Here is a 19,354-nt window from a genome sequence, read left to right on the forward strand (position 1 = left end):
TGCGCCGCCGACATCTGGGTGCGGATGCGGGCCTGGCCTTTCGGCACGACGGGGAAGGAAAAGCCGACGACATAGACGCCCTTTTCCAGCATCTTGGCAGCAAAAGCCTGTGCCAGCGACGCATCGCCGAGCATCACCGGGATGATTGGATGACCCTCACCGGCGAGCGTGAAGCCCAGCTTGCCCATTTCGCTGCGGAACAGCGTCGCATTGGCTTCAAGCCGCGANAGCATCACCGGGATGATTGGATGACCCTCACCGGCGAGCGTGAAGCCCAGCTTGCCCATTTCGCTGCGGAACAGCGTCGCATTGGCTTCAAGCCGCGASCGCAGCGCSTCGCCATTGTCGATCAGGTCGAACACTTTCAGCGAGGCAGCCGCAATCACCGGCGCCAGCGTGTTGGAGAATAGATAGGGCCGCGAGCGCTGGCGCAGCCACTCGACCACTTCACGTCTTGCCGACGTATAGCCACCTGAGGCGCCGCCAAGCGCCTTGCCGAGCGTGCCGGTGATGATATCCACCCTTCCCTCGACGCCGCAATATTCGGCCGAACCGCGGCCATGCTTGCCGACGAAACCGACGGCATGGCTGTCATCGACCATCACCATGGCGCCATACTTGTCGGCGAGATCGCAGACCCCTTGCAGATTGGCGAAACCGACGGCATGGCTGTCATCGACCATCACCATGGCGCCATACTTGTCGGCGAGATCGCAGACCCCTTGCAGATTGGCGATGATGCCATCCATCGAAAAGACGCCGTCGGTGGCGATCAGCTTGAAACGCGCGCCTTCGGCTTTCTTCAGCTCTTCTTCGAGCGCCGCCATATCGTTGTTGGCATAGCGGAAGCGTTTGGCCTTGGAGAGCCGCACGCCGTCGATGATCGAGGCATGGTTGAGCGCATCGGAAATGATCGCGTCCTCTTCGCCGAGCAGCGTCTCGAACAGACCGCCATTGGCATCGAAGCAGGAGGAATAGAGGATCGTGTCCTCCAGTCCGAGAAACGACGAAATCCGCGCCTCAAGCTGCTTGTGCTCTTCCTGGGTGCCGCAGATGAAACGGACCGAGGCCATGCCGTAGCCGTAACGGTCGAGCGCCTGCTTGCCCGCCGCAATCAGCTCGGCATTGTCGGCAAGCCCGAGATAATTGTTGGCGCAAAAGTTCAAAACCTTCGCACCGGACGCAACCTCGATCTCGCCAGCCTGCTTGGACACGATCACCCGCTCCGACTTGTAAAGCCCGGCGGATTTCAGCCCTTCGAGTTCGGAGGAAAGGTGAGTGATGAAGGCTGACGTCATGAAGGCCGCTTTCCAGGATCTGAGATCGGTTTGCGATGAATTCCTATCATATTCCGTTTGATATGACAGCGAAAGACGGCGCCAGCGGGCGGCGTTTGCACGACAGGATCGTTCCGGGTCTTGCCTGATTGCGACTTGACTGTTTCAAACAGGCTATCCACCCCAGCCCTTGAGCTTCTGCACCAAAAAACGGAAAACTGCAAAAATTAATTGACTGAGTCCACTATTTTGATGTCGATAGACAACGCTTTTAATGCGATGAGGAAGCCATGACTAGATTCGACAGATTTTCGCTCAAGAGCCGTGTAGCGCTTGTCACCGGTGGCGGGCGCGGGCTGGGACTGGAGATTGCCCGGGCGCTGGCAGACGCCGGAGCACATGTCGTCATCAATGGCCGCACGGCTGCGACGCTTGAAGGCGCGGTCAACTCGATCAGGGCCTCAGGTTGCAGCGCCGAGGCGATGGCTTTTGACGTCGCGGACCGTACCGCGCAACGAGACGCGCTTGCCAGTATTGAACGACGCCATGGACGGCTCGATATTCTCGTCAACAATGTCGGCGCCCGCGACCGCAGGCCTTTGGCCGAGTTCGACGACGATGCCATTCTCACCTTGATCCAGACGGACCTCATTGCCGCAACCACGCTATCGCGCGATGCGGCGGCAATCATGAAGCGGAACGAGTACGGGCGGTTGATCGCAATCACCTCGATCAACGGCTATGTGGCGATGCCGGGCGACGGGATCTATCCCCTTGCCAAACAGGGGTTGACCGGCCTGATGCGCTCGATGGCGGTCGAATTCGGCCCCTCCGGTATCACCAGCAACGCCATCGCACCCGGCTGGTTTGCCACCGAGACCAACGCAGCGATGGCCGCTGACGAAGACCTGATGCCGTTCGTTCGCCAGCGCATCCCGGCGCAGCGCTGGGGCCGGCCCGACGAGATCGCCGGTGCCGCCCTGTTCCTCGCCAGCGACGCCGCATCCTTTGTCAACGGCCATGTGCTGACGGTCGATGGCGGCATGACGGTCAGGATGTAGCGGCTCTCACTCTTCTCCCCGGCGGGGAGAAATGCCGAGCAATGCGAGCGAAGCGATGAGGGGCCGCGATTTCAGAATTCACCGCCCCCCACCCGCCCTTCGGACACCTTCTCCCCGGTGGGGAGACGAGGGAGCCAGCCCGTCAATCGAACCCGCGAATAACATCCAGGAACGCGTCGCCGTATCGCTCCAGCTTCGACTGGCCGACGCCGGAGATGCCGAGAAGGGCGTCGTGATTGTGCGGGCGGGCGGTGGCGAAAGCGATCAGGGTCGTATCCGGGAAAACAACGTAAGGCGGAACACCCAGTTCCTTGGCAATGCCGGAACGTGCCCGGCGCAGGGCTTCGAACAGTTCCGCATCCGAACCCGACAAGGCCGATTTGGCGCTGGATGACGCCGATTGCCGGGCGTTTTTACCCTTGCCGCTGACCGGCCGATCCTTGCGGAAGCGGACCTCGCGCTCACGCTTGAAGACGGCGCGTGCTTCCGGCTGCAGCTTGAGCGCCCCAAAAGCCTCGTGATCGACGCTGATCAGGCCGGCGGCCAAAAGCTGGCGATAGACCGATTGCCAGGTTTTCGACGGGATATCCTTGCCCGCCCCGAAAACCGGCATCTTGCTATGGCCGAAGCGCTCGGTCTTTTCATTCTCGGTGCCGAGCAGCACATCGATCAGGTGACCAGTGCCAAAGCGTTCGCCGGTGCGGTAGATCGCCGCCAGCGCCTTGATCGCGGCGTCTGTTCCATCCCAGGTTTCGACCGGGTTGATGCAGGTATCGCAATTGCCACACCCGCCGCCATGCGCCTCGCCGAAATGGGCGAGGATCGATTGACGCCGGCAGCCGGGTGTCTCGCAGATGGCCAGCAGCGCATTCAGCTTGGCGCGCTCGACGCGCTTGACATCGTCGCCCGATGTTCCGCCATCAATCATCCGGCCGCGCTGGATGACATCGGCCATGCCATAAGCCATCCAGACATCCGACGGCAGGCCGTCGCGCCCGGCGCGGCCGGTTTCCTGGTAGTAGGCCTCGACCGAGCCCGGCAGATCGAGATGGGCGACATAGCGCACGTTCGGCTTGTCGATGCCCATGCCGAAGGCGACGGTCGCCACCAGGCATAATTCCTCCTCCTTGAGGAAGGCATCCTGATTGGTATCGCGCACCGCGCGGTCCATGCCGGCGTGATAGGCCAGCGCGTAAATGCCCTGCCCGTTCAGCCACTCGGCTGTTTCCTCGACCTTGGCGCGCGACAGGCAATAGACGATGCCGCTCGATCCCTTGTGGCGCGACAGGAAACGCAACAATTGCTGGCGCGGCTGATCGCGCTCGACAATTTCATAGGCGATGTTCGGCCGGTCGAACGAGGTGGTAAAAACCTCGGCAGACTGCAGGCCCAGCCTGTCGATGATGTCTTCGCGGGTATGCGGATCGGCGGTCGCCGTCAGCGCCATGCGCGGCACGCCGGGATAGAGATCGCCCAGTTGGCCAAGCTCGCGGTATTCAGGACGAAAATCATGGCCCCATTGCGAGACGCAATGCGCCTCGTCGATGGCAAACAGCGAAATCGTCGCATTGCCGATCAAATCCTTGAAGCCCGGCGTGACGATGCGCTCAGGCGTTACATAGAGAAGATCGAGATCGCCATTGGAGATTGCCCGGCGGACATCGACGAATTCTTCGCGCGAGAGCGAGGAATTGAGCGCCGCTGCCCTGACCCCCAATTGCTTCAACGCCTCCACCTGATCCCGCATCAGCGCAATCAGTGGCGAAACGACGATGCCGACGCCATCGCGGCAAAGGGCAGGAATCTGAAAGCACAGCGATTTCCCCGCGCCCGTCGGAAACAGAACGACGGCATCACCGCCCGACACGACCCGCTCAACCACAGAAGCCTGCTTGCCCCGAAAAGCCGGATAGCCGTAGACCGTTTTCAGCACCGACAGCGGATTTCTGGCACCGTCAGTGTCAAAGGTGGGATCAATACGGTTCTGGGTCTGCGGCATGGAATCGCTTTCGTGGGAGAAAGCGGACTATGGCACAGGAACGGTTGTGGGCGCGAGGGCCGAGTTCTCATTGAAGGCGGTTGACCGGACCGTTTGGGATTGCCGCAACAACCGGATCCCGCTGGCAACAGCTAAGCGGTCCATTCGTCCGCTCGGCCGAAGGACGCGCCGTCAGACGCTCGCACGCCGGTAAAATGCCAGCGACCCGGCGAGCGCCAACAGAACACCTCCGCAGACGCGGTCGAGCCAGAGCGCGCCGGACGTTTTCAAAACCTTGACGGCCTGCGAACCAAGGGCTGCGTAGCCGAACATGACGAGGAAATCGACGGTAGCAAAGATCAGGGCAAGCACCGCATACTGGGTGAACTGCGGCTCGGACGGCACGATGAACTGCGGCAGGAAGGCCGAGAAGAACAGGTAACCCTTGGGATTGGTGACCGCGACCAGAAAGCTTTTCAGAAAGATCGCGCGCGGCGATCCCGAACCGGCCTGCGCCGCGCCGTGCAGCGTCTCATTGAGTGTGCCTTTCGAGCGCAGGAGCATGATGCCGAGAAAGGCGAGATAACCCGCACCGATCCATTTGACCACCGAAAACCAGAATTCGGACGCCGCCAGCAGCGCACCGAGACCGAGCGCCACGGCACCGATCAGGACAAAATCGGACAGGACAGCACCGAGCATGCCGATCAGCGCGCGGCGCACACCAAAGCGCGAACCATTTGTCAGCGCCAGAAGCACGGTTGGACCGGGCGTGGCGATACCGATGAACGAGACGAATGCAAAAGCCAGCAAGGTGATTTCGGTCATGGTTGCCCCTCCTCCGGACCTGCGCAGCGGCATCGCCGGCGGCGCAATCGAAAGGGCAGTCTTGCAATTGCCTTGCAAGGTGGCAAGAGGCTCACTGAACCGGTTTCGTCACCAAAAGAGCGTGCCCTACTTGCCCGCCGGTCCCTTGACGCGCCCCGACAACACGCCAAACCCGTCGACGATCGCTTCCTGGTTTTCCAGCCGCGTCACTTCGAGCTGCACTTCCTGCAGATTGCGCAGGATCTGGCTGACGGTGTCGTCATCACCTTCTTCCGTTGCGTAGGCCAGTTCGCTTTCCAGCTCGCGGCGCTGCCAGAGCAAAGCCTTGGTGCGCTGATGGAGAGCAAGCGCCTGCAGGTAACCTTCGCGGGCATCCTCCGGCGCTGCGGCCGTGGTGGCAGTCCACAGGCGGGCGAAGCGGATCTGCTGGTCAAGCGCTTTCAGAAGCGCATCGAACCCTTCGGCCTCCAGCTGCTCGACGAGGACTTCGCGCGTCAGGCGCGGACCTTTGGCGGCGGCGGCATTGAGCACCGAGGACCAGAAGCGCTGCAGATCGCGATTGTCGTATTCGATCGCGGAAATCTCGTCATACTCTTCAAACAGCAGTTGCGGATGATTGACGATGGTCAGCGCCAGCACGCTTTCGCGCAAGGGCGGCAGCGCCTGATGGCCGCTCACCAGCGACGAACGCGCCAGCCGGTCGGAAATGCCGGTGCGCTCCGACATGCGCGCGCCCTGCTGGCCACCGCGCCCCTGCCCCTGGCCGCGTCCGCCGCCCTGGCGCGGGTTGCGGTCAAAACCGCGCTGGCCGTTCTGTTGACGGGAGGCGCCCTGAAAGAACTGGTTGAGCCGATCGCGGATATCCTGGCCGTAGTGACGGCGGACATTTTCATCGGCAATGACAGAAACCACCTGTTTCAACGTCGCTTCCAGCTGGGCCCGGCTCTCCGGCGTATCGAAGCCACCGGCCTGGGCTTCGCGCAACCAGACCATTTCCGACAGCGAACGCGCTGACGCCATGACCTTGTCGAACGGCGCGCGTCCTTCGTTGCGGACGAGATCGTCCGGGTCCTTGCCATCCGGCAGCATGGCGAAGCGCACGGAGAAGCCGGGCTTCAGGTGCGGCAGCGCCAGATCGACGGCGCGATTTGCGGCACGGATACCGGCACCGTCGCCATCAAAGCAGAGTACCGGCTGCTGCGTCAGTTTCCAGAGCAGCGTCATCTGGTTTTCAGTGAGTGCCGTGCCGAGCGGCGCGACTGCATTCTCGATGCCGGCCTGATGCAGCGCGATGACATCCATATAGCCTTCGACGGCGATGATCGTGCCTGCGCCGTCGGCACCGGACATGGCGCGGCGCGCGCGAGCGAAATTGTAGAGAACGTTGCCCTTATGGAACAGCTCGGTCTCGTTCGAATTGAGATATTTGGCCGGCGCATCCGGCGACATGGCGCGGCCGCCGAAGGCGATGACCTTTTCGCGCGATGAGAGGATCGGGAACATGATGCGATCGCGGAACCGGTCATAGGAGACGGGAATGTCGGGACGATGGACGACCAGGCCACAGGCCTCGATCTGGTCCTTCGGTATGCCCTTCCCGGCCAGAAACTCCTTCAGCGCATTGCGGCTTTCCGGCGCATAGCCGAGCCGGAACGTTTCGATGGTGCGGCCGGTCAGCCCGCGGTCGCGCAGATAGGCACGCGCCTTGGCGCCGTTTGCGGTCTGCAGCTGGGCTTCAAAAAACTGCGTCGCCACTTCCATGACTTCCTGCAGGCCGATGCGCTGGCGGTCGCGCTTTTCCGCCTCGACATCCGGCTGCGGCATGGCGACACCGGCGAGATCGGCAATCTGCTGCACGGCTTCCGGAAAGGCCATACCGTCAAGATCCGTGAGGAAGCGGAAATGATCGCCCGACACGCCGCAGCCGAAGCAGTGATAGCGGCCCTTGCGGTCCTCGCAGTGAAAGCTCGGCGACTTCTCGCCATGGAACGGGCAGCAGGCCCAATAGTCGCCGCGCGAGGCATTGGTTTTCTTGCGATCCCACGTGACACGCCTGCCGATCACATCCGAAATGGGAACGCGGTCGCGGATCTCGTCAAGGAAGGTGTTGGAAAATCGCATGGATACCTCTGGGCTGGCTTCCATATAGGCGGCAATCGCCGCCCGCGCCACAAGAGGGGACGCATGATACCCGCAATTCACAGGTTGACGGAATTCGAATACGTATATACAATTATATATGCAAATTCATTATCCGAAAGGAAACATATGTAGGCAAGGCGACATGTCATTGTTGAGAGTTCGGAAATGCAGCACGCAGATAACAAATTCCCATCTTTTGAATGGGACGAAAACAAGCGCCTTATTAACATTCGCAAACACGGTATCGACTTTCTGATTGCAGCGGCCGCATTGAACGAGCCACATGTCGAAAGCCAAACCGACAAGAACGGAGAAGTCCGCACACTGGCGATTTGCCCTTCGTCGGGAACCTTGATCGCAATAGTCTATACGATGCGGAAAGAGGCCTGCAGGATCATTTCAGCCCGTTCGGCACACAAACATGAGCGAAGACAATATCGTCAGATATTCGCTGGATGAAATCCGCGAAAAAATTGCCAAGGGCGAAGACCGCACCGACTGGGCGCGCGTTGCAGCCCTGACCGACGAGGATATCATGACGGCCATGCGGGACGACCCCGACTGGGCGGAATTCGTGGATGTTGACTGGTCGAAGGCGACGATCGTCTACCCGACCCCGAAGAAAGCCGTTTCGATCCGGCTCGACGAGGATGTCATCGACTTCTTCAAGAAAAGCGGAAAAGGCTATCAGACGCGGATGAATGCGGTGCTCAGGCATTTCATGACGGAGCAGAAGAACCGCAAGAACGGATAGCCCCCGACCGCCACCCGGCCTCTCCAGGAAACCTTGCATCTGGGCAGACCTGCCCAGAATAGGCCATTGATGCCGGATGCAGAACAGGCAATGAATTGTTGGCATCCCTCCGGAAACCGCCCGATGCCCTTTGTCGCAAGCGATCTCGTGTCCAACAGCGTCTTTTTTGCCGCCATGCAGGAAAATGCGCGGCAGATGACGGCGCAGTTTGCGGAAAATCCGCGGTTGAGCTCGATCTTTGCCTCGCAGCAGCGCTGGCTGATGGCGCAGCTGGGCCTGTCGCTGCATTACCGCCGCGCTGATCCGGACAAGGGCCTTTATGCCGGGCGTTTTGTTGCGAACGCCGTGCAATACGGTATTGCCAGCCGCAACACCGCTGGCGCCTTCGTCAAGGAAATGCTCGCCTATCGCTTCGCGCGTCCTGCCGACAATCCGCCTGATCATCGTATGCGGCCGCTGGAGCCCACCGATGTCGCGATAGAATCCGTCGTCAAATGGCTCTACACGCATTTGGCCATTCTCGACATGCTGGACGGTGGCAAAAGGGCTGTGGCGCTGGCAGAAAAACCGGCGCTGTTTGCAAGTCTACAGCCCGCCATCGCGCAGGGAATTCTGGAAAACCACGCGGTGCGCAACCCCGGCGAGACGTTCAATCTGTTTACCTGGGCCAATTCCGGCGGTGTGGTGATGGATTGCCTGATTGCCCTGATCAGGGATTTCGATCCGGACGCGCCCCGCATCCGGATCGGGCCAATCTCATCGGCCGAAATCTGCCAGCGCTACCGGATCTCGAAAACCCACCTGAAGCGGCTGATGGACAAGGCGGCAGAGATGGGCAGCCTTGGCCATGATAGCGGTGCCGGCAAGAACATGCTCTGGCTTTCGCAAGGGTTTATCCGCGAATACCGGACCTATCAGGCGGAAAAATTCGCGATTATCGACGCGGCCTTTCATGCGCAGGCCGCGCCGGAAGAAACGGCAGACAACCCCGCCGTCAGCCAGCTGTCAGCAGTTCCTTGAGAACGGACGACGCCTTGGCGAAATCCATCTGGCCGGCATAACGCTCTTTCAGCACCGCCATGACCTTGCCCATGTCCTTGATCCCGCCGGCGCCCGCTTCGGTGATCGCAGCGGCGATATTCGAGCGTATCTCGGCCTCGCTCAATTGCTTGGGCATGAAATCCTGAACGACAACGATCTCGGCGCGTTCCTTGGCGGCCAGTTCCGGGCGGGCATTGTCTTCGTAGATCTTTGCCGATTCCTCACGCTGCTTGACCATCTTGGCCATGATCTGCAGGATTTCGTCGTCGCTGGCGTCGCCTTTGCCAGCGCTGCGATTGGCGATATCGCGGGTCTTGATCTCGGCCTGGATGAGGCGAATGGTGGACAGCCGCGGTGCGTCCTTTGATTTCATCGCATCCTTGAGGGCGGCAGCGAGTTGATCGCGCATCTTTATCTTCTCCTGTTTGATGGCGTTTCATAAACCAGCCGGACGAGCCGGAGCAAACGAAATGCGAGTTTCCGTAGTAAAAGCTGCAGGAAAAGCCAGATCCCGCTGTCTTCAAGATTGACCTTGCCGGACACTGCAGTTATTGACCGTCACCTGCACCAACATCGTGACCAGGCCTGACAGCGCGCGCCCATCGCCCGCATCTGCCCGCCTGCAAACCACAAAGGCCGGACGGCGCTCCTTTGGGGAGCGTCCGAGACGCGCCGCCTGAACGGGATGAAGACAATGACCGCGACAGCCCCCTGGACCACCGCAAAACCAACCGCCCTGCTCGTTCTGGCCGATGGCACCGTCATCGAAGGCAAAGGCATCGGCGCCACCGGCAAGGTACAGGCCGAGGTGGTCTTCAACACCGCACTGACCGGTTACGAAGAGATCATGACCGATCCCTCCTATCTCGGTCAGATCGTTACCTTCACCTTCCCGCATATCGGCAATATCGGCGCCAATGACGAGGACATCGAAGACCTGACGCCGGCAGCACGCCACGGCGCGGTCGGGGTCATCTTCAAGGCTGACATCACCGATCCTTCCAGCTACCGTGCGGCAAAGCATCTCGACGCCTGGCTGAAGGCGCGCGGCATCATCGGCATGTGCGGCATCGACACCCGCGCGCTGACCGCCTGGATCCGCGAGAACGGCGCGCCGAACGCGGTCATCGCCCATGACCCGAACGGCGTTTTCGACATCGAGACGCTGAAGGCCGAAGCCAAGGCCTGGAGCGGGCTTGAAGGTCTCGATCTCGCCAAGGTCGCCTCCTCCGGCCAGACCTCGCGCTGGAGCGAAAAGCCCTGGGTGTGGAACGAGGGTTTTGACGAACTGGCCGACGCCGACACGACGCACCATGTCGTCGCACTCGACTATGGTGTGAAGCGCAACATCCTGCGCCTGTTCACCGGCCTTGGCTGCAAGGTCACAGTCATGCCGGCAACGACATCGGCCGAAGACGTGCTGGCACAGAAGCCGGACGGCATCTTCCTGTCGAACGGCCCGGGCGACCCGGCAGCAACCGGCGAATACGCCGTCCCGGTGATCCAAGAGCTGATCAAGAGCGACATCCCGCTGTTCGGCATCTGCCTGGGCCACCAGATGCTCGGCCTGGCACTCGGCGCGACGACCGAGAAGATGCACCAGGGCCATCACGGCGCCAACCACCCGGTCAAGGATCACACGACCGGCAAGGTCGAGATCGTCTCGATGAACCACGGCTTCGCGGTGGATTCGAAGTCCTTGCCGGAAGGCGTTGAAGAGACTCACGTTTCGCTGTTCGACGGCACCAATTGCGGTCTGCGCGTCACCGGCAAGCCGGTCTTCTCGGTCCAGCACCATCCGGAAGCTTCGCCCGGCCCGCAGGACAGCCACTACCTCTTCCGCCGCTTCATCAATCTGGTGCGCGAAAAGAAGGGCGAACCGGCGCTGGCCGAACGCTGATATCCACCATCCTGAAATGCCAAAAGCCCCGGTCTCTCAATGGAGTACCGGGGCTTTTCGATTCAGCCGTTGAAGACGATGGCAAGCTTGTTGCCGGCCGGATCGCGCATATAGGCGGAGTACCAGTCCGGGCCATATTGCGGACGAGGCCCAGGCTCTCCCTCGCTGCTGCCACCATTGGCGAGTGCCGCGTGGTAAAAAGCCTCAACCTCGTCGTGGGATTTCGCCATGAAGCCGACCATCGTGCCGTTGCCGGGGGTCGCCGGTTCGTGGTTGAACGGTTCGCAAACCCAGAGCAGAAACCCCTCCCCGCTGCCGCCCAGGGTGTAGCCGCGCCAGCCGGGATAGTTTGCATGTGCGCTCCAGCCAATCGTGGCTAGCGCCGCATCGTAGAATCGCACCGACGTTGCGTGATCCAATGTTCCAACAGTTGCATATGCCGTCATCACGTCCTCCCTTTGATCACCGGCAGGCTAAGCGAAAATCCAGAACAAATAAAGAACAAAATTACACGAAAGAAATGCAGCTTCCGGCTTAATGCCCCTGTGCCGACTTCACCTTCGCCCATACATCCCGGGTCAGCCGGTAGCACATCCAGCTGACGGGTGAACCGGAAATATCGAGCACCGCATCATAGGCATGCACGGCGCCGAGCTTGGCGGTCGCTTTCTGTGAACGGATATTGGTGGGGTCGATGTGGAACCAAACATCATCGACACTCTTGAAGGCATGGTCGAGCATCAGGCGCTTGATCTCGAAATTGGTGGCGCCGCCCCAATAGGCATTGCTGAGGAAGGTGAAACCGATCGAGATATCTTGCGGCTGATCGGGTGCCACATAATAGCGCGAGCAGCCGATCAGCTTACCCGTGGCCCGGTCGATGAAGACCAGCGTGCTCCGGCTGGTCAACTGGGCGTCGAAATACTGGCGGAAGATCTCCGGTTTGTAACGGTCTTTCGCCGGATGCCCGGCCCAGACGGCCGGATCGCTGCCGGCCGCGTAGAGTTCATCGAAGTCATCGGCCGTCAGAGGACGCAGTAGCAGCGTCTCCCCTTTTAATTCCGGCTGAAGATTCAGGCCATCTTCCGGCATGCCGCGGCTCACAAAACGGTTCCGGCCGGCAAGGCCAGCAGCTTGCGCTCCCGCTTCAGGAAGAGGAAGAAGCGCCAGGTGAGCGAAACGCTGGCGGCGGCAAGACCGAGCACGAAGCCATACCAGACGCCGACACCACCGAAACCGAAGTGGAAGGCGAGCAGATAGGCGGCGACAAAGCCGATCGGCCAGTAGGAAACCAGCGCCAGCACCATCGGCACGGTCGTATCTTTCAGGCCACGCAGCATGCCGGCAGCAAGGGCTTGCACCCCATCGACCAGCTGGAACGCGCCGGCAATGACGATCAGCGGTCCGGCAAAGGCGAGCACTTCGGCCGCATCCGGCCGGTTGGTATCAAGATACATCGCCGCCAGCTCATGCGAGAAAATCGCAAAGACGGCGCTGCCGATGAAGGCAAAGCCGCAACCGATGACAAACACGGCGATCGCTGCGCGCCTGATTCCCTCCGCATCGCGGCGGCCATGGGCAAGGCCGATACGCACGGTCGCGACCTGCGCCAGCCCGAGCGGCACCATGAAGGCGACGGAGGCAAACTGCAGGGCGATGCCGTGCGCGGCAAGCTCGACAGTGCCGATCATGCCCATCAGCAGCGAGGCGACGGTGAACAGGCTGACCTCGGCAAGGATGGTGACCGCGATCGGCAGGCCGAGCTTGACGACATCCCTCAGCACCGGCCAGTCCGGCCGCCAGAACCGCACGAAGATTTCATAGGCCCGGGTCTGCGGCTGCGCCTGGATATAGATGTAGAGCAGCACGAAGCTCAGCGTGTTGACGATCAGCGCCGAAATACCGGCACCGACGATGCCCAGCGCCGGGGCGCCGAAATGGCCATAGATGAATACGTAGCAGAGTGCGGCATTGGCAAGCAGCACGATGATCGTCACGTAAAGGATGATGCCGGCACGCTCGAGCGAGCTCAGGAAGCCACGCAGAACCATGAACAGCAGCGCCGGGAACATGCCCCAGAGCGCAACATGCAGATAGCTTCCGGCAAGGGCTGCCACTTCGGGCTTCTGCCCCAGCAGCAACAGGACGTGCTCGGCTTGCCAGAGAACCGGCGCCATGATGACGCCATAGCCGAGCACGGCCCACATGCCCATGCGCACGGCGCGGCGCACGGCAACACGGTCGCCGCGGCCTTCGGCCTGCGCCACGATCGGCACGACGGCATTGGCAAAGCCGGAGCCGAAAATGAAGATGGTGAAAAACGTCTGAGCGGCCAGAACCATGGCCGCAAGCTCGGTCGTGCCGAGGCGGCCGACCATCAGCACGTCGGTGGCATGGATGGCGAACTGCGCAAGCTGCGCGCCGACGAAGGGCACACCGAGCGCAATGGTGGCGCGATAATGCGCGGACCAAGAATTATCGGTGCGGACGCCCGTGTCGACAGGGGGTGAAGTCAGCATGTGAGGATAGGCCTTTGGCTTCGTCGCAACCGGTATGGGCCGCAAGACGGAAGATTTTGAAATAGAACAACCGATTGAAAAGCACCAGCCAGAACGGCAAATGTGCTTATTTTTTCATCCAAAGATCACAGAAGTTGATCTTTTTTCGAGCGTCAATCCGGGAAAGCAGGTCAGGCAGCCTGTCCGGCCACACCACCATCATCGATTGAGGCAGGCTCCGGCCGCACTTTTAATATGTACACGGCAATGGCCAGCACAATAAAGATGGCACCCAGAACATATGGTGCGCCGGCAAATGTGACGGGCGCCTGCGGGGCCGTGAAGAGACTGAAGATCTGCGCGAACATCAGCGGCCCAAGGATCGTCGTGAAGCTGGAAATGCTCGACAGGGCGCCTTGCAATTCGCCCTGCGCCGACGGAGGCACCTTGGCGGACGCGATACTGCGCAAGGGCGGATCCGCAAGCGCTTCAAGGCAGGTGACGATGATCACGGCGTAGATCATCCACCCCTGAAAGGACAAGGCATAACCAACCAGACCGAGTCCGGTAAAGATCAGCCCGACGGCTCCCGCCTTCCATTCGCCGAGCAGCGGAATGGCTTTTGGCAGAACAAAGCCCATCACCAGCGCCCCGCAAATCCCGAAGATGCCGAGAGACAGGCCGATCTGCCCTTCGCTCCAGTCATAACGATAGGAGGCGACGAAGGACCACACGGCCGGATAAACCGCATGCGCCTGCCAGAACAGGAAGAACACCAGCAGCACCCAGCCGATGCCCGGATAATTGCGCATCTGCTTCAAGGCTCCTAGCGGATTGGCACGCTTCCATTCGAAGCGGCGGCGGTTTTGGCTTTCCAGCGTCTCCGGCAGCAGGAACCAGGCGACGACGAAATTGACGAAGGACAGGGCCGCCGCACCATAGAAGGGAACACGCGGGCCGAATTCGCCGAGCAGGCCACCGAGCACAGGACCGAGCGCAAAGCCGGTGCCGAAGGCGATACCGATCAGGCCGAAATTCTTCGCCCGGTTGGTATCATCGCTGACATCAGCGATATAGGCGGCAGCGGTCGAGAAACTTGCGCCGCTGATGCCCGCCAAAACCCGTCCGACGAACAGCATCCAGTAGGTTGTTGCCAGCGCGCAAATCAGGTTGTCGAGCGCAAACGTCAGCACCGAGGCAAGCAGGATTGGCCGGCGGCCGAAGCGGTCGGACAGATTGCCGATCAAGGGCGCGAAAATGAACTGCATGCCGGCATAGGCCAGAAGCAACCAGCCGCCATCAACGGCTGCTTCGCTGATCGTATCGCCGGTCAGCTCCTTCAGATAGGCGGGCAGCACCGGCACGATGATGGCGATGCCCATAATATCCAGGAAGAGGATAAGGAAAACCAGGAACAGGCCACGCCGCGTTGATTTCGGATCGATCATCGAACAAACCTTAATGGGCATCCGGCGGCGCGCGGATACAGAACGCGAACATGACAGGCAAATCGTCTGTATCGGAAAATTTTGACGGAAACAATCCGTGAACATTTCACTGTTCGTGATGAGTGCTTCGGGAACATTGATGAGCGGGCGCAACATACCCAAGGGATAGCTCCCGTTCCAAACGATGACGGATGTTCCGTTACAACGGTTGCCTGAAAGGGGTGGGGCTAGAGGATGAAAAGCCCCTTAGTCAGCACGACAGCGTCGTCGAGATGAATGGCGAAATCAGCCTTCTTGTCGCCGTTGACATCGGCGTAGATGTAGCTATCAGACACCTTTTTGTCATAGCGCAACTCACCCGCCTTGCCCGAAAAAGCCTTCGTTCCGATAAAACTGAAAGCCTGATTACCGCTGAGCTTCAGATTGGCGTCGATGGCCGACAGATCGACCCGATCGCCTTCCTTGGCGCTGAAATCGTAGATGGTATCCCGAAAGGCCACGCTGTTGGCGGATTCCTTTGTACTCTTGAAGACAAAAATATCCTTGCCGGCACCACCGAAGAGTTTATCCGCACCGGCGCCGCCGATCAGCTTGTCGTTCCCCGCGCCACCGCCAAGAATATCGTTTCCGGTATTGCCCAACAGCGTATCGTTCCCACCGGCGCCGTAGGCGATATCGTTGCCCGCCTTGACGTCGATCGTATCAGCTGCGGAGCCGCCAACCAGAGCATCCCTGCCCGCCGTGCCGGCAAAGACCGATTTGATCGGAGCTATCGTCACGTTGAAAGAACCGCTGTCTGTAGCCAGCGCCACCCCATAACCGAACGTGTTCTTGTTGCTGACAAGTTTATCCAAGATACCGGAACCGATAGTACTCAGCACGTTCTTCAAGCCATTACTAATGCCTGTCACATCGAGTAGCCCCTTGCTGGTCACGTCATCCAGACGCTGGAACATGTCTTCGGGACTGCTGCGCTCGTTGACACCGTCATCGATGATGGAAAACAGATTGGTGTGAAAGTTGGTCAGAGCCTCCTTGATCCGAAAGCTCTCTTTCGCAGCTTCATACTGGCCTAGTACGCCGCGATTGAGCGCCAGATTTTCAAGGAAACCGTCAGCTTTATCGAAAAAAGCAGAGTAAGTTTTGGCGACTAGGAATTGTTTTATTCCATCAGTGGTCCATTCACCCGGAACAAGGTCGCTAAGATTCCACCGATCTAACGTCTTGTCGAACTCGATCTTCGCAGACGTCAGTTGGTCCTTGATGTTGTTCCAGTCCTCTCCCCAATGGGTATCAGTCGGTGAAGGCATATCCGGCAGGAATTGTTCGAATCTGGTATCCGTCGAGGAGGAGAAATAGTCGTTGACGGCGGCTTCGAACAACATGTCCGGCGGATATTGATCAACGATCGTCTGAACCAGTTCAAGCCCACGAAACAGACTGTCAAAGTTTCCACTTGCAAACTGGCTTATGACATCAGCCACCTCCGATGTGTAAAGGCCGGCATCCTGCAAGTAGCCGATCACTTCGTTCCAGTCGACTGATGCGAAGTCGAATGAGGACAATAGCGAAACATACCCGGATATTTCGCCCACCGTAAACGTCTGATAGCTCATCCTTCCCTCCGCAATAAATAAAATCTGAAATACCGCCAAACCGAAAAATATCAGACACGACTAAAATCACAAGGCCGCACATACCGCCAGCAAAAGTTGCAAGGATACTGCAATCATGAGAAGCGATATTCCGCAAAACATCGGCAGAATGGCGCAACCCGCAGACTTTAATCCTAGCCCCCCGGCATGCTCTTCAGAAAGCGCATGAAGACCCACAGTGAGGCCGCAGATGCTCGCGACCTGCACTATGGAAATTAGAAAAATCGGACAGGCAGATAAGCGGGAGATGTCGCGGGAAACGCAGACGGCGCAGACCAATCGGTGACTATCTTACATAAACGATCTTGCCGCCATTGAACGCGGTCTGGATGCCGACGACATTGCGCAACTGGACGCGCTTTTTCTGGAGAAAACCACGCAGATAGGCGTCAGACCGGATTTCGTCCTGCGCCTTGGCGATCGTCTGTGGCGAGGGGTAGCGATAGGTGCGCGGCACCTGCTGTGTTTCGTCATCACTATCGACCTCATTCTTGATGATGATGACGGTGATGCTGACCTGGCCGGAACGCGCATCCCGGGCGCTGGCAAGGCCGCCAAGCGGCATGGCCGCGACCAACACGGCAAACGTGAGCATGATGAGTCTGCGCATTGTTCTCTCCTCAGAGATCCAGTGACGGCTTCCAGCGGCCGGCAGACTGTCACAGACGGCTACTGCGACTGGTAAGGACCGGGTGCGCGCGATCGTCATGGCGGCGCGCAGTCACGGTGATGAAACCAGACGCCGCCGTCCCGATCACTTCACATAGACAATCTTGCCGCCGTTGAAGGCGGTCTGGACGCCATTGACGTTGCGTGCCGGAATGCCGCGCTTCTGTAGGGCCGCACGGATGTTGGGCGTGTTGCGGATTTCCTCCTGCCCCCTGGCGTAGGTCTGCGCCGACGGATAACGGTAGGTGCGCGGCACTTGCTGGAAATCGTCCGGGCCGATATAGTCGCGGATGATGATCACCGTGACGCGGGGATTGGTGTTGGCGGCCTGGCGAGCGGTCGGCGCCCTCTGGGCATAGGCCGTTCCCGTTGCCAACCCGGCACCAAGCGGAGCTAAAAGGGCGGCAGCCAGAACAAGCGTAACGATCTTCTTCACTGTCTTTCTCCTTCAGGCGTTTGCGGTCACACGTACCGCAATGGGCCGATATCATCGTGTATAAATGATCTTGCTACCATCCAGCGCCGTTTGAATGGCAAGGACATTGTGCGGCCGGATGTTTCGCCGTTCCAGAGATGCCCTGATGACTCGATTCGAGGCAATTTCCGCCTGCGCCCGGGCGCGCGTCTCTGCCGACGGATCACGGAAGATCGCCGGAGCGCGATCACCGCCACGATCGCCGGACCTCACCATGACAACGGCGATGCCGGGCTCCATGGGGTGGCCGAACAGGATGGTGCCGAGTGTTTCGGTCGCCGATGCGGGCGGCACGGCCGAAAGGGCGAGCGCCGCAGCCGCAAATGTCAGGGGGAGGATTTTCCGCATGCTTATTCTCCTTCAGTAACCACCCGGCCGGGCTTGCCATCGGTGTCGTCTTGTTCAGGAGATATAGGTTATCCCGCCGCTTTTGCGATCACCATGCTGCGGCGCGCGAGATTTTTTAATGCTTGCCGTAAAGACGGCGCGTCCGCGAAAGGACGCGCCGTATGCCACTCAGATGTTGCTGTTGAACGTATCGCAGGCAGAAAGCTTGCCGCTGTCGAAGCCGCGCTTGAACCAGGTCGAACGCTGCGCCGAGGTGCCGTGGTTGAAGCTTTCGGGAACGACATAGCCCTGGGTGCGCTTCTGCAGCGTATCGTCGCCGATCTGCGTGGCGGCGTTCAACGCTTCTTCCAGATCGCCCTGCTCGAGAAGCCCCTTCTGCTCGGTATATTTGCCCCAGATACCGGCGAAGCAATCCGCCTGCAATTCCACCCGCACCGACATCTGATTGGAATCGGCTTCGCTCATGCGCTGGCGCTGCGCGTTCACCTTGGGCAGAATACCGAGCAGGTTCTGGACGTGATGGCCGACTTCGTGGGCAATGACATAGGCCTCGGCGAAATCACCGGATGCCCCGAATTTCTGCGCCAGCTCATCGAAGAAAGCCATGTCGAGATAAACCTTCTGGTCACCCGGGCAATAGAACGGGCCGCTGGCGGAAGACGCCATACCGCAGGCCGAATTGATGCCGTCACGGAACAGAACCAGTTTCGGCTCGACATAGGTTTCGCCGCTCGCCTGGAAGATGCCGTTCCAGGTGTCTTCGGTCTCGGCCAGAACGGTGGAAACGAACGCCTTGGTCTCTTCCTCGGCGGCAGAGCCCTGCGGCGATTGCGACTGGGTCTGCTCGTAGCCGGACTGGCCGGGCGACTGGCCACCGTCGAGCACCTGCAGCATGTCGATACCCATCATCTTCAAGACGAAATAGATAGCAACGAGGAAGATGATCGTGCCGATGCTCATGCCGCCGCCACGGCCGCCACCGCCGGTCGGCAGGCGGAAGCCACCGCCGCGGCCGAACGGATTACCGCCCATCCCGCCCCGCACAGGACCCGCTCCGCGCTCGTCCTCGATATTGCCCGATTGACGCCGGCCCTTCCATTCCATGATCTGATCTCCCCGTGCTGGCCGCTCAAGGCCCTCAAGCTTTTCAAGACCATATAACGCGCCAGACGCGATTTTGTACAAGACCCAAATGACAAAGTTTTTCACTCGCGAAAATTCGATCCGGCCGTTGGCAGCCGGTGAAAGGCCATGCCAGTATGGCAGCCATTGTTTTGGGA

General features: G+C 59.9%; 19 protein-coding genes and 1 pseudogene. 5 read left to right on the top strand and 15 right to left on the bottom strand.

All coding sequences use genetic code 11. From position 1 onward, the window contains the following. Positions 1-227: aminotransferase class I/II-fold pyridoxal phosphate-dependent enzyme (locus ASC96_RS34120; protein ID WP_244482306.1), on the bottom strand; the 227-nt coding region annotated here is incomplete at both ends. 1 nt (position 228) lies between these two features. Next, positions 229-1,298, bottom strand: a pseudogene (locus tag ASC96_RS24380) (PLP-dependent aspartate aminotransferase family protein); the annotation flags it as partial. Between the two features lie 269 nt (positions 1,299-1,567). Here ASC96_RS24380 and ASC96_RS24385 point away from each other — a divergent pair. Then, positions 1,568-2,338: an SDR family oxidoreductase gene (locus ASC96_RS24385; RefSeq protein ID WP_060505681.1), complete on the top strand. Its 771-nt coding sequence runs from the start codon at positions 1,568-1,570 to the stop codon at positions 2,336-2,338. 142 nt (positions 2,339-2,480) lie between these two features. Here the strand turns inward: ASC96_RS24385 and recQ are convergent, their stop codons facing one another. The 3 genes from recQ to dnaG form a co-directional block, all read right to left on the bottom strand. Further along, complete coding sequence (recQ, locus tag ASC96_RS24390) at positions 2,481-4,337, bottom strand: DNA helicase RecQ (protein WP_060505682.1); 1,857 nt, start codon at positions 4,335-4,337, stop codon at positions 2,481-2,483. Between the two features lie 171 nt (positions 4,338-4,508). Next, on the bottom strand, positions 4,509-5,144 hold the full coding sequence (locus ASC96_RS24395) for a LysE family translocator (RefSeq protein ID WP_060505683.1): 636 nt from the start codon (positions 5,142-5,144) through the stop codon (positions 4,509-4,511). 126 nt (positions 5,145-5,270) lie between these two features. Further along, on the bottom strand, positions 5,271-7,265 hold the full coding sequence (gene dnaG / locus ASC96_RS24400) for a DNA primase (RefSeq protein WP_060505684.1): 1,995 nt from the start codon (positions 7,263-7,265) through the stop codon (positions 5,271-5,273). A gap of 186 nt (positions 7,266-7,451) precedes the next feature. Between dnaG and ASC96_RS32250 the strand changes: the two genes are divergently transcribed. The 3 genes from ASC96_RS32250 (at position 7,452) to ASC96_RS24410 (ending at position 9,060) form a co-directional block, all read left to right on the top strand. Beyond that, positions 7,452-7,745: a BrnT family toxin gene (locus ASC96_RS32250; protein WP_082512252.1), complete on the top strand. Its 294-nt coding sequence runs from the start codon at positions 7,452-7,454 to the stop codon at positions 7,743-7,745. Continuing rightward, positions 7,708-8,040: a BrnA antitoxin family protein gene (locus ASC96_RS24405; protein ID WP_060505685.1), complete on the top strand. Its 333-nt coding sequence runs from the start codon at positions 7,708-7,710 to the stop codon at positions 8,038-8,040. The genes ASC96_RS32250 and ASC96_RS24405 overlap by 38 nt, the downstream gene beginning before the upstream one ends. 123 nt (positions 8,041-8,163) lie before the next feature. After that, complete coding sequence (locus ASC96_RS24410; protein WP_060505686.1) at positions 8,164-9,060, top strand: hypothetical protein; 897 nt, start codon at positions 8,164-8,166, stop codon at positions 9,058-9,060. Here ASC96_RS24410 and ASC96_RS24415 read toward each other — a convergent pair. Next, a complete protein-coding gene (locus tag ASC96_RS24415; RefSeq protein WP_060505687.1) occupies positions 9,035-9,490 on the bottom strand; it encodes a GatB/YqeY domain-containing protein in 456 nt (151 codons plus the stop codon). The genes ASC96_RS24410 and ASC96_RS24415 overlap by 26 nt on opposite strands. 285 nt (positions 9,491-9,775) lie before the next feature. Between ASC96_RS24415 and carA the strand changes: the two genes are divergently transcribed. Then, on the top strand, positions 9,776-10,981 hold the full coding sequence (gene carA / locus ASC96_RS24420) for a glutamine-hydrolyzing carbamoyl-phosphate synthase small subunit (protein WP_060505688.1): 1,206 nt from the start codon (positions 9,776-9,778) through the stop codon (positions 10,979-10,981). A 62-nt stretch (positions 10,982-11,043) separates the two neighbouring features. Here the strand turns inward: carA and ASC96_RS24425 are convergent, their stop codons facing one another. From ASC96_RS24425 to ASC96_RS24465, 9 genes are all read right to left on the bottom strand, one after another. Next, positions 11,044-11,427 (bottom strand): VOC family protein, encoded by a 384-nt coding sequence (locus ASC96_RS24425; protein WP_060505689.1) that lies wholly within the window; start codon positions 11,425-11,427, stop codon positions 11,044-11,046. A gap of 88 nt (positions 11,428-11,515) precedes the next feature. After that, positions 11,516-12,073: a GNAT family N-acetyltransferase gene (locus ASC96_RS24430; RefSeq protein WP_082512273.1), complete on the bottom strand. Its 558-nt coding sequence runs from the start codon at positions 12,071-12,073 to the stop codon at positions 11,516-11,518. A gap of 8 nt (positions 12,074-12,081) precedes the next feature. Then, positions 12,082-13,500, bottom strand: coding sequence for an MATE family efflux transporter (locus ASC96_RS24435; protein WP_060506044.1), 1,419 nt, complete (start codon positions 13,498-13,500; stop codon positions 12,082-12,084). A gap of 170 nt (positions 13,501-13,670) precedes the next feature. Then, a complete protein-coding gene (locus ASC96_RS24440) occupies positions 13,671-14,927 on the bottom strand; it encodes a TCR/Tet family MFS transporter (RefSeq protein WP_060506045.1) in 1,257 nt (418 codons plus the stop codon). A 227-nt stretch (positions 14,928-15,154) separates the two neighbouring features. Next, positions 15,155-16,543 (bottom strand): calcium-binding protein, encoded by a 1,389-nt coding sequence (locus ASC96_RS34320; protein ID WP_060505690.1) that lies wholly within the window; start codon positions 16,541-16,543, stop codon positions 15,155-15,157. A 325-nt stretch (positions 16,544-16,868) separates the two neighbouring features. Continuing rightward, on the bottom strand, positions 16,869-17,192 hold the full coding sequence (locus ASC96_RS24450) for a hypothetical protein (RefSeq protein WP_060505691.1): 324 nt from the start codon (positions 17,190-17,192) through the stop codon (positions 16,869-16,871). Positions 17,193-17,336: 144 nt separating this feature from the next. Continuing rightward, complete coding sequence (locus ASC96_RS24455; protein WP_060505692.1) at positions 17,337-17,687, bottom strand: hypothetical protein; 351 nt, start codon at positions 17,685-17,687, stop codon at positions 17,337-17,339. Between the two features lie 51 nt (positions 17,688-17,738). Then, positions 17,739-18,074: a hypothetical protein gene (locus ASC96_RS24460; protein ID WP_060505693.1), complete on the bottom strand. Its 336-nt coding sequence runs from the start codon at positions 18,072-18,074 to the stop codon at positions 17,739-17,741. Between the two features lie 168 nt (positions 18,075-18,242). Further along, entirely contained in the window at positions 18,243-19,178 is a 936-nt protein-coding gene (locus ASC96_RS24465; RefSeq protein ID WP_060505694.1) for a neutral zinc metallopeptidase, read from the bottom strand. Between the last annotated feature and the right edge of the window lie 176 nt (positions 19,179-19,354).

It is taken from the genome of Rhizobium sp. Root1204 (genome assembly GCF_001424965.1).
Lineage (GTDB): Bacteria > Pseudomonadota > Alphaproteobacteria > Rhizobiales > Rhizobiaceae > Pararhizobium.

Bases quoted from the DNA above. Each gene is read 5' to 3' on its own strand.
- ASC96_RS24385 (WP_060505681.1), top strand. From the start codon at position 1,568: ATGACTAGATTCGACAGATTTTCGCTCAAGAGCCGTGTAGCGCTTGTC.
- recQ (WP_060505682.1), bottom strand. From the start codon at position 4,337: ATGCCGCAGACCCAGAACCGTATTGATCCCACCTTTGACACTGACGGT.
- ASC96_RS24395 (WP_060505683.1), bottom strand. From the start codon at position 5,144: ATGACCGAAATCACCTTGCTGGCTTTTGCATTCGTCTCGTTCATCGGT.
- dnaG (WP_060505684.1), bottom strand. From the start codon at position 7,265: ATGCGATTTTCCAACACCTTCCTTGACGAGATCCGCGACCGCGTTCCC.
- ASC96_RS32250 (WP_082512252.1), top strand. From the start codon at position 7,452: ATGCAGCACGCAGATAACAAATTCCCATCTTTTGAATGGGACGAAAAC.
- ASC96_RS24405 (WP_060505685.1), top strand. From the start codon at position 7,708: ATGAGCGAAGACAATATCGTCAGATATTCGCTGGATGAAATCCGCGAA.
- ASC96_RS24410 (WP_060505686.1), top strand. From the start codon at position 8,164: ATGCCCTTTGTCGCAAGCGATCTCGTGTCCAACAGCGTCTTTTTTGCC.
- ASC96_RS24415 (WP_060505687.1), bottom strand. From the start codon at position 9,490: ATGCGCGATCAACTCGCTGCCGCCCTCAAGGATGCGATGAAATCAAAG.
- carA (WP_060505688.1), top strand. From the start codon at position 9,776: ATGACCGCGACAGCCCCCTGGACCACCGCAAAACCAACCGCCCTGCTC.
- ASC96_RS24425 (WP_060505689.1), bottom strand. From the start codon at position 11,427: ATGACGGCATATGCAACTGTTGGAACATTGGATCACGCAACGTCGGTG.
- ASC96_RS24430 (WP_082512273.1), bottom strand. From the start codon at position 12,073: ATGCCGGAAGATGGCCTGAATCTTCAGCCGGAATTAAAAGGGGAGACG.
- ASC96_RS24435 (WP_060506044.1), bottom strand. From the start codon at position 13,500: ATGCTGACTTCACCCCCTGTCGACACGGGCGTCCGCACCGATAATTCT.
- ASC96_RS24440 (WP_060506045.1), bottom strand. From the start codon at position 14,927: ATGATCGATCCGAAATCAACGCGGCGTGGCCTGTTCCTGGTTTTCCTT.
- ASC96_RS34320 (WP_060505690.1), bottom strand. From the start codon at position 16,543: ATGAGCTATCAGACGTTTACGGTGGGCGAAATATCCGGGTATGTTTCG.
- ASC96_RS24450 (WP_060505691.1), bottom strand. From the start codon at position 17,192: ATGCGCAGACTCATCATGCTCACGTTTGCCGTGTTGGTCGCGGCCATG.
- ASC96_RS24460 (WP_060505693.1), bottom strand. From the start codon at position 18,074: ATGCGGAAAATCCTCCCCCTGACATTTGCGGCTGCGGCGCTCGCCCTT.
- ASC96_RS24465 (WP_060505694.1), bottom strand. From the start codon at position 19,178: ATGGAATGGAAGGGCCGGCGTCAATCGGGCAATATCGAGGACGAGCGC.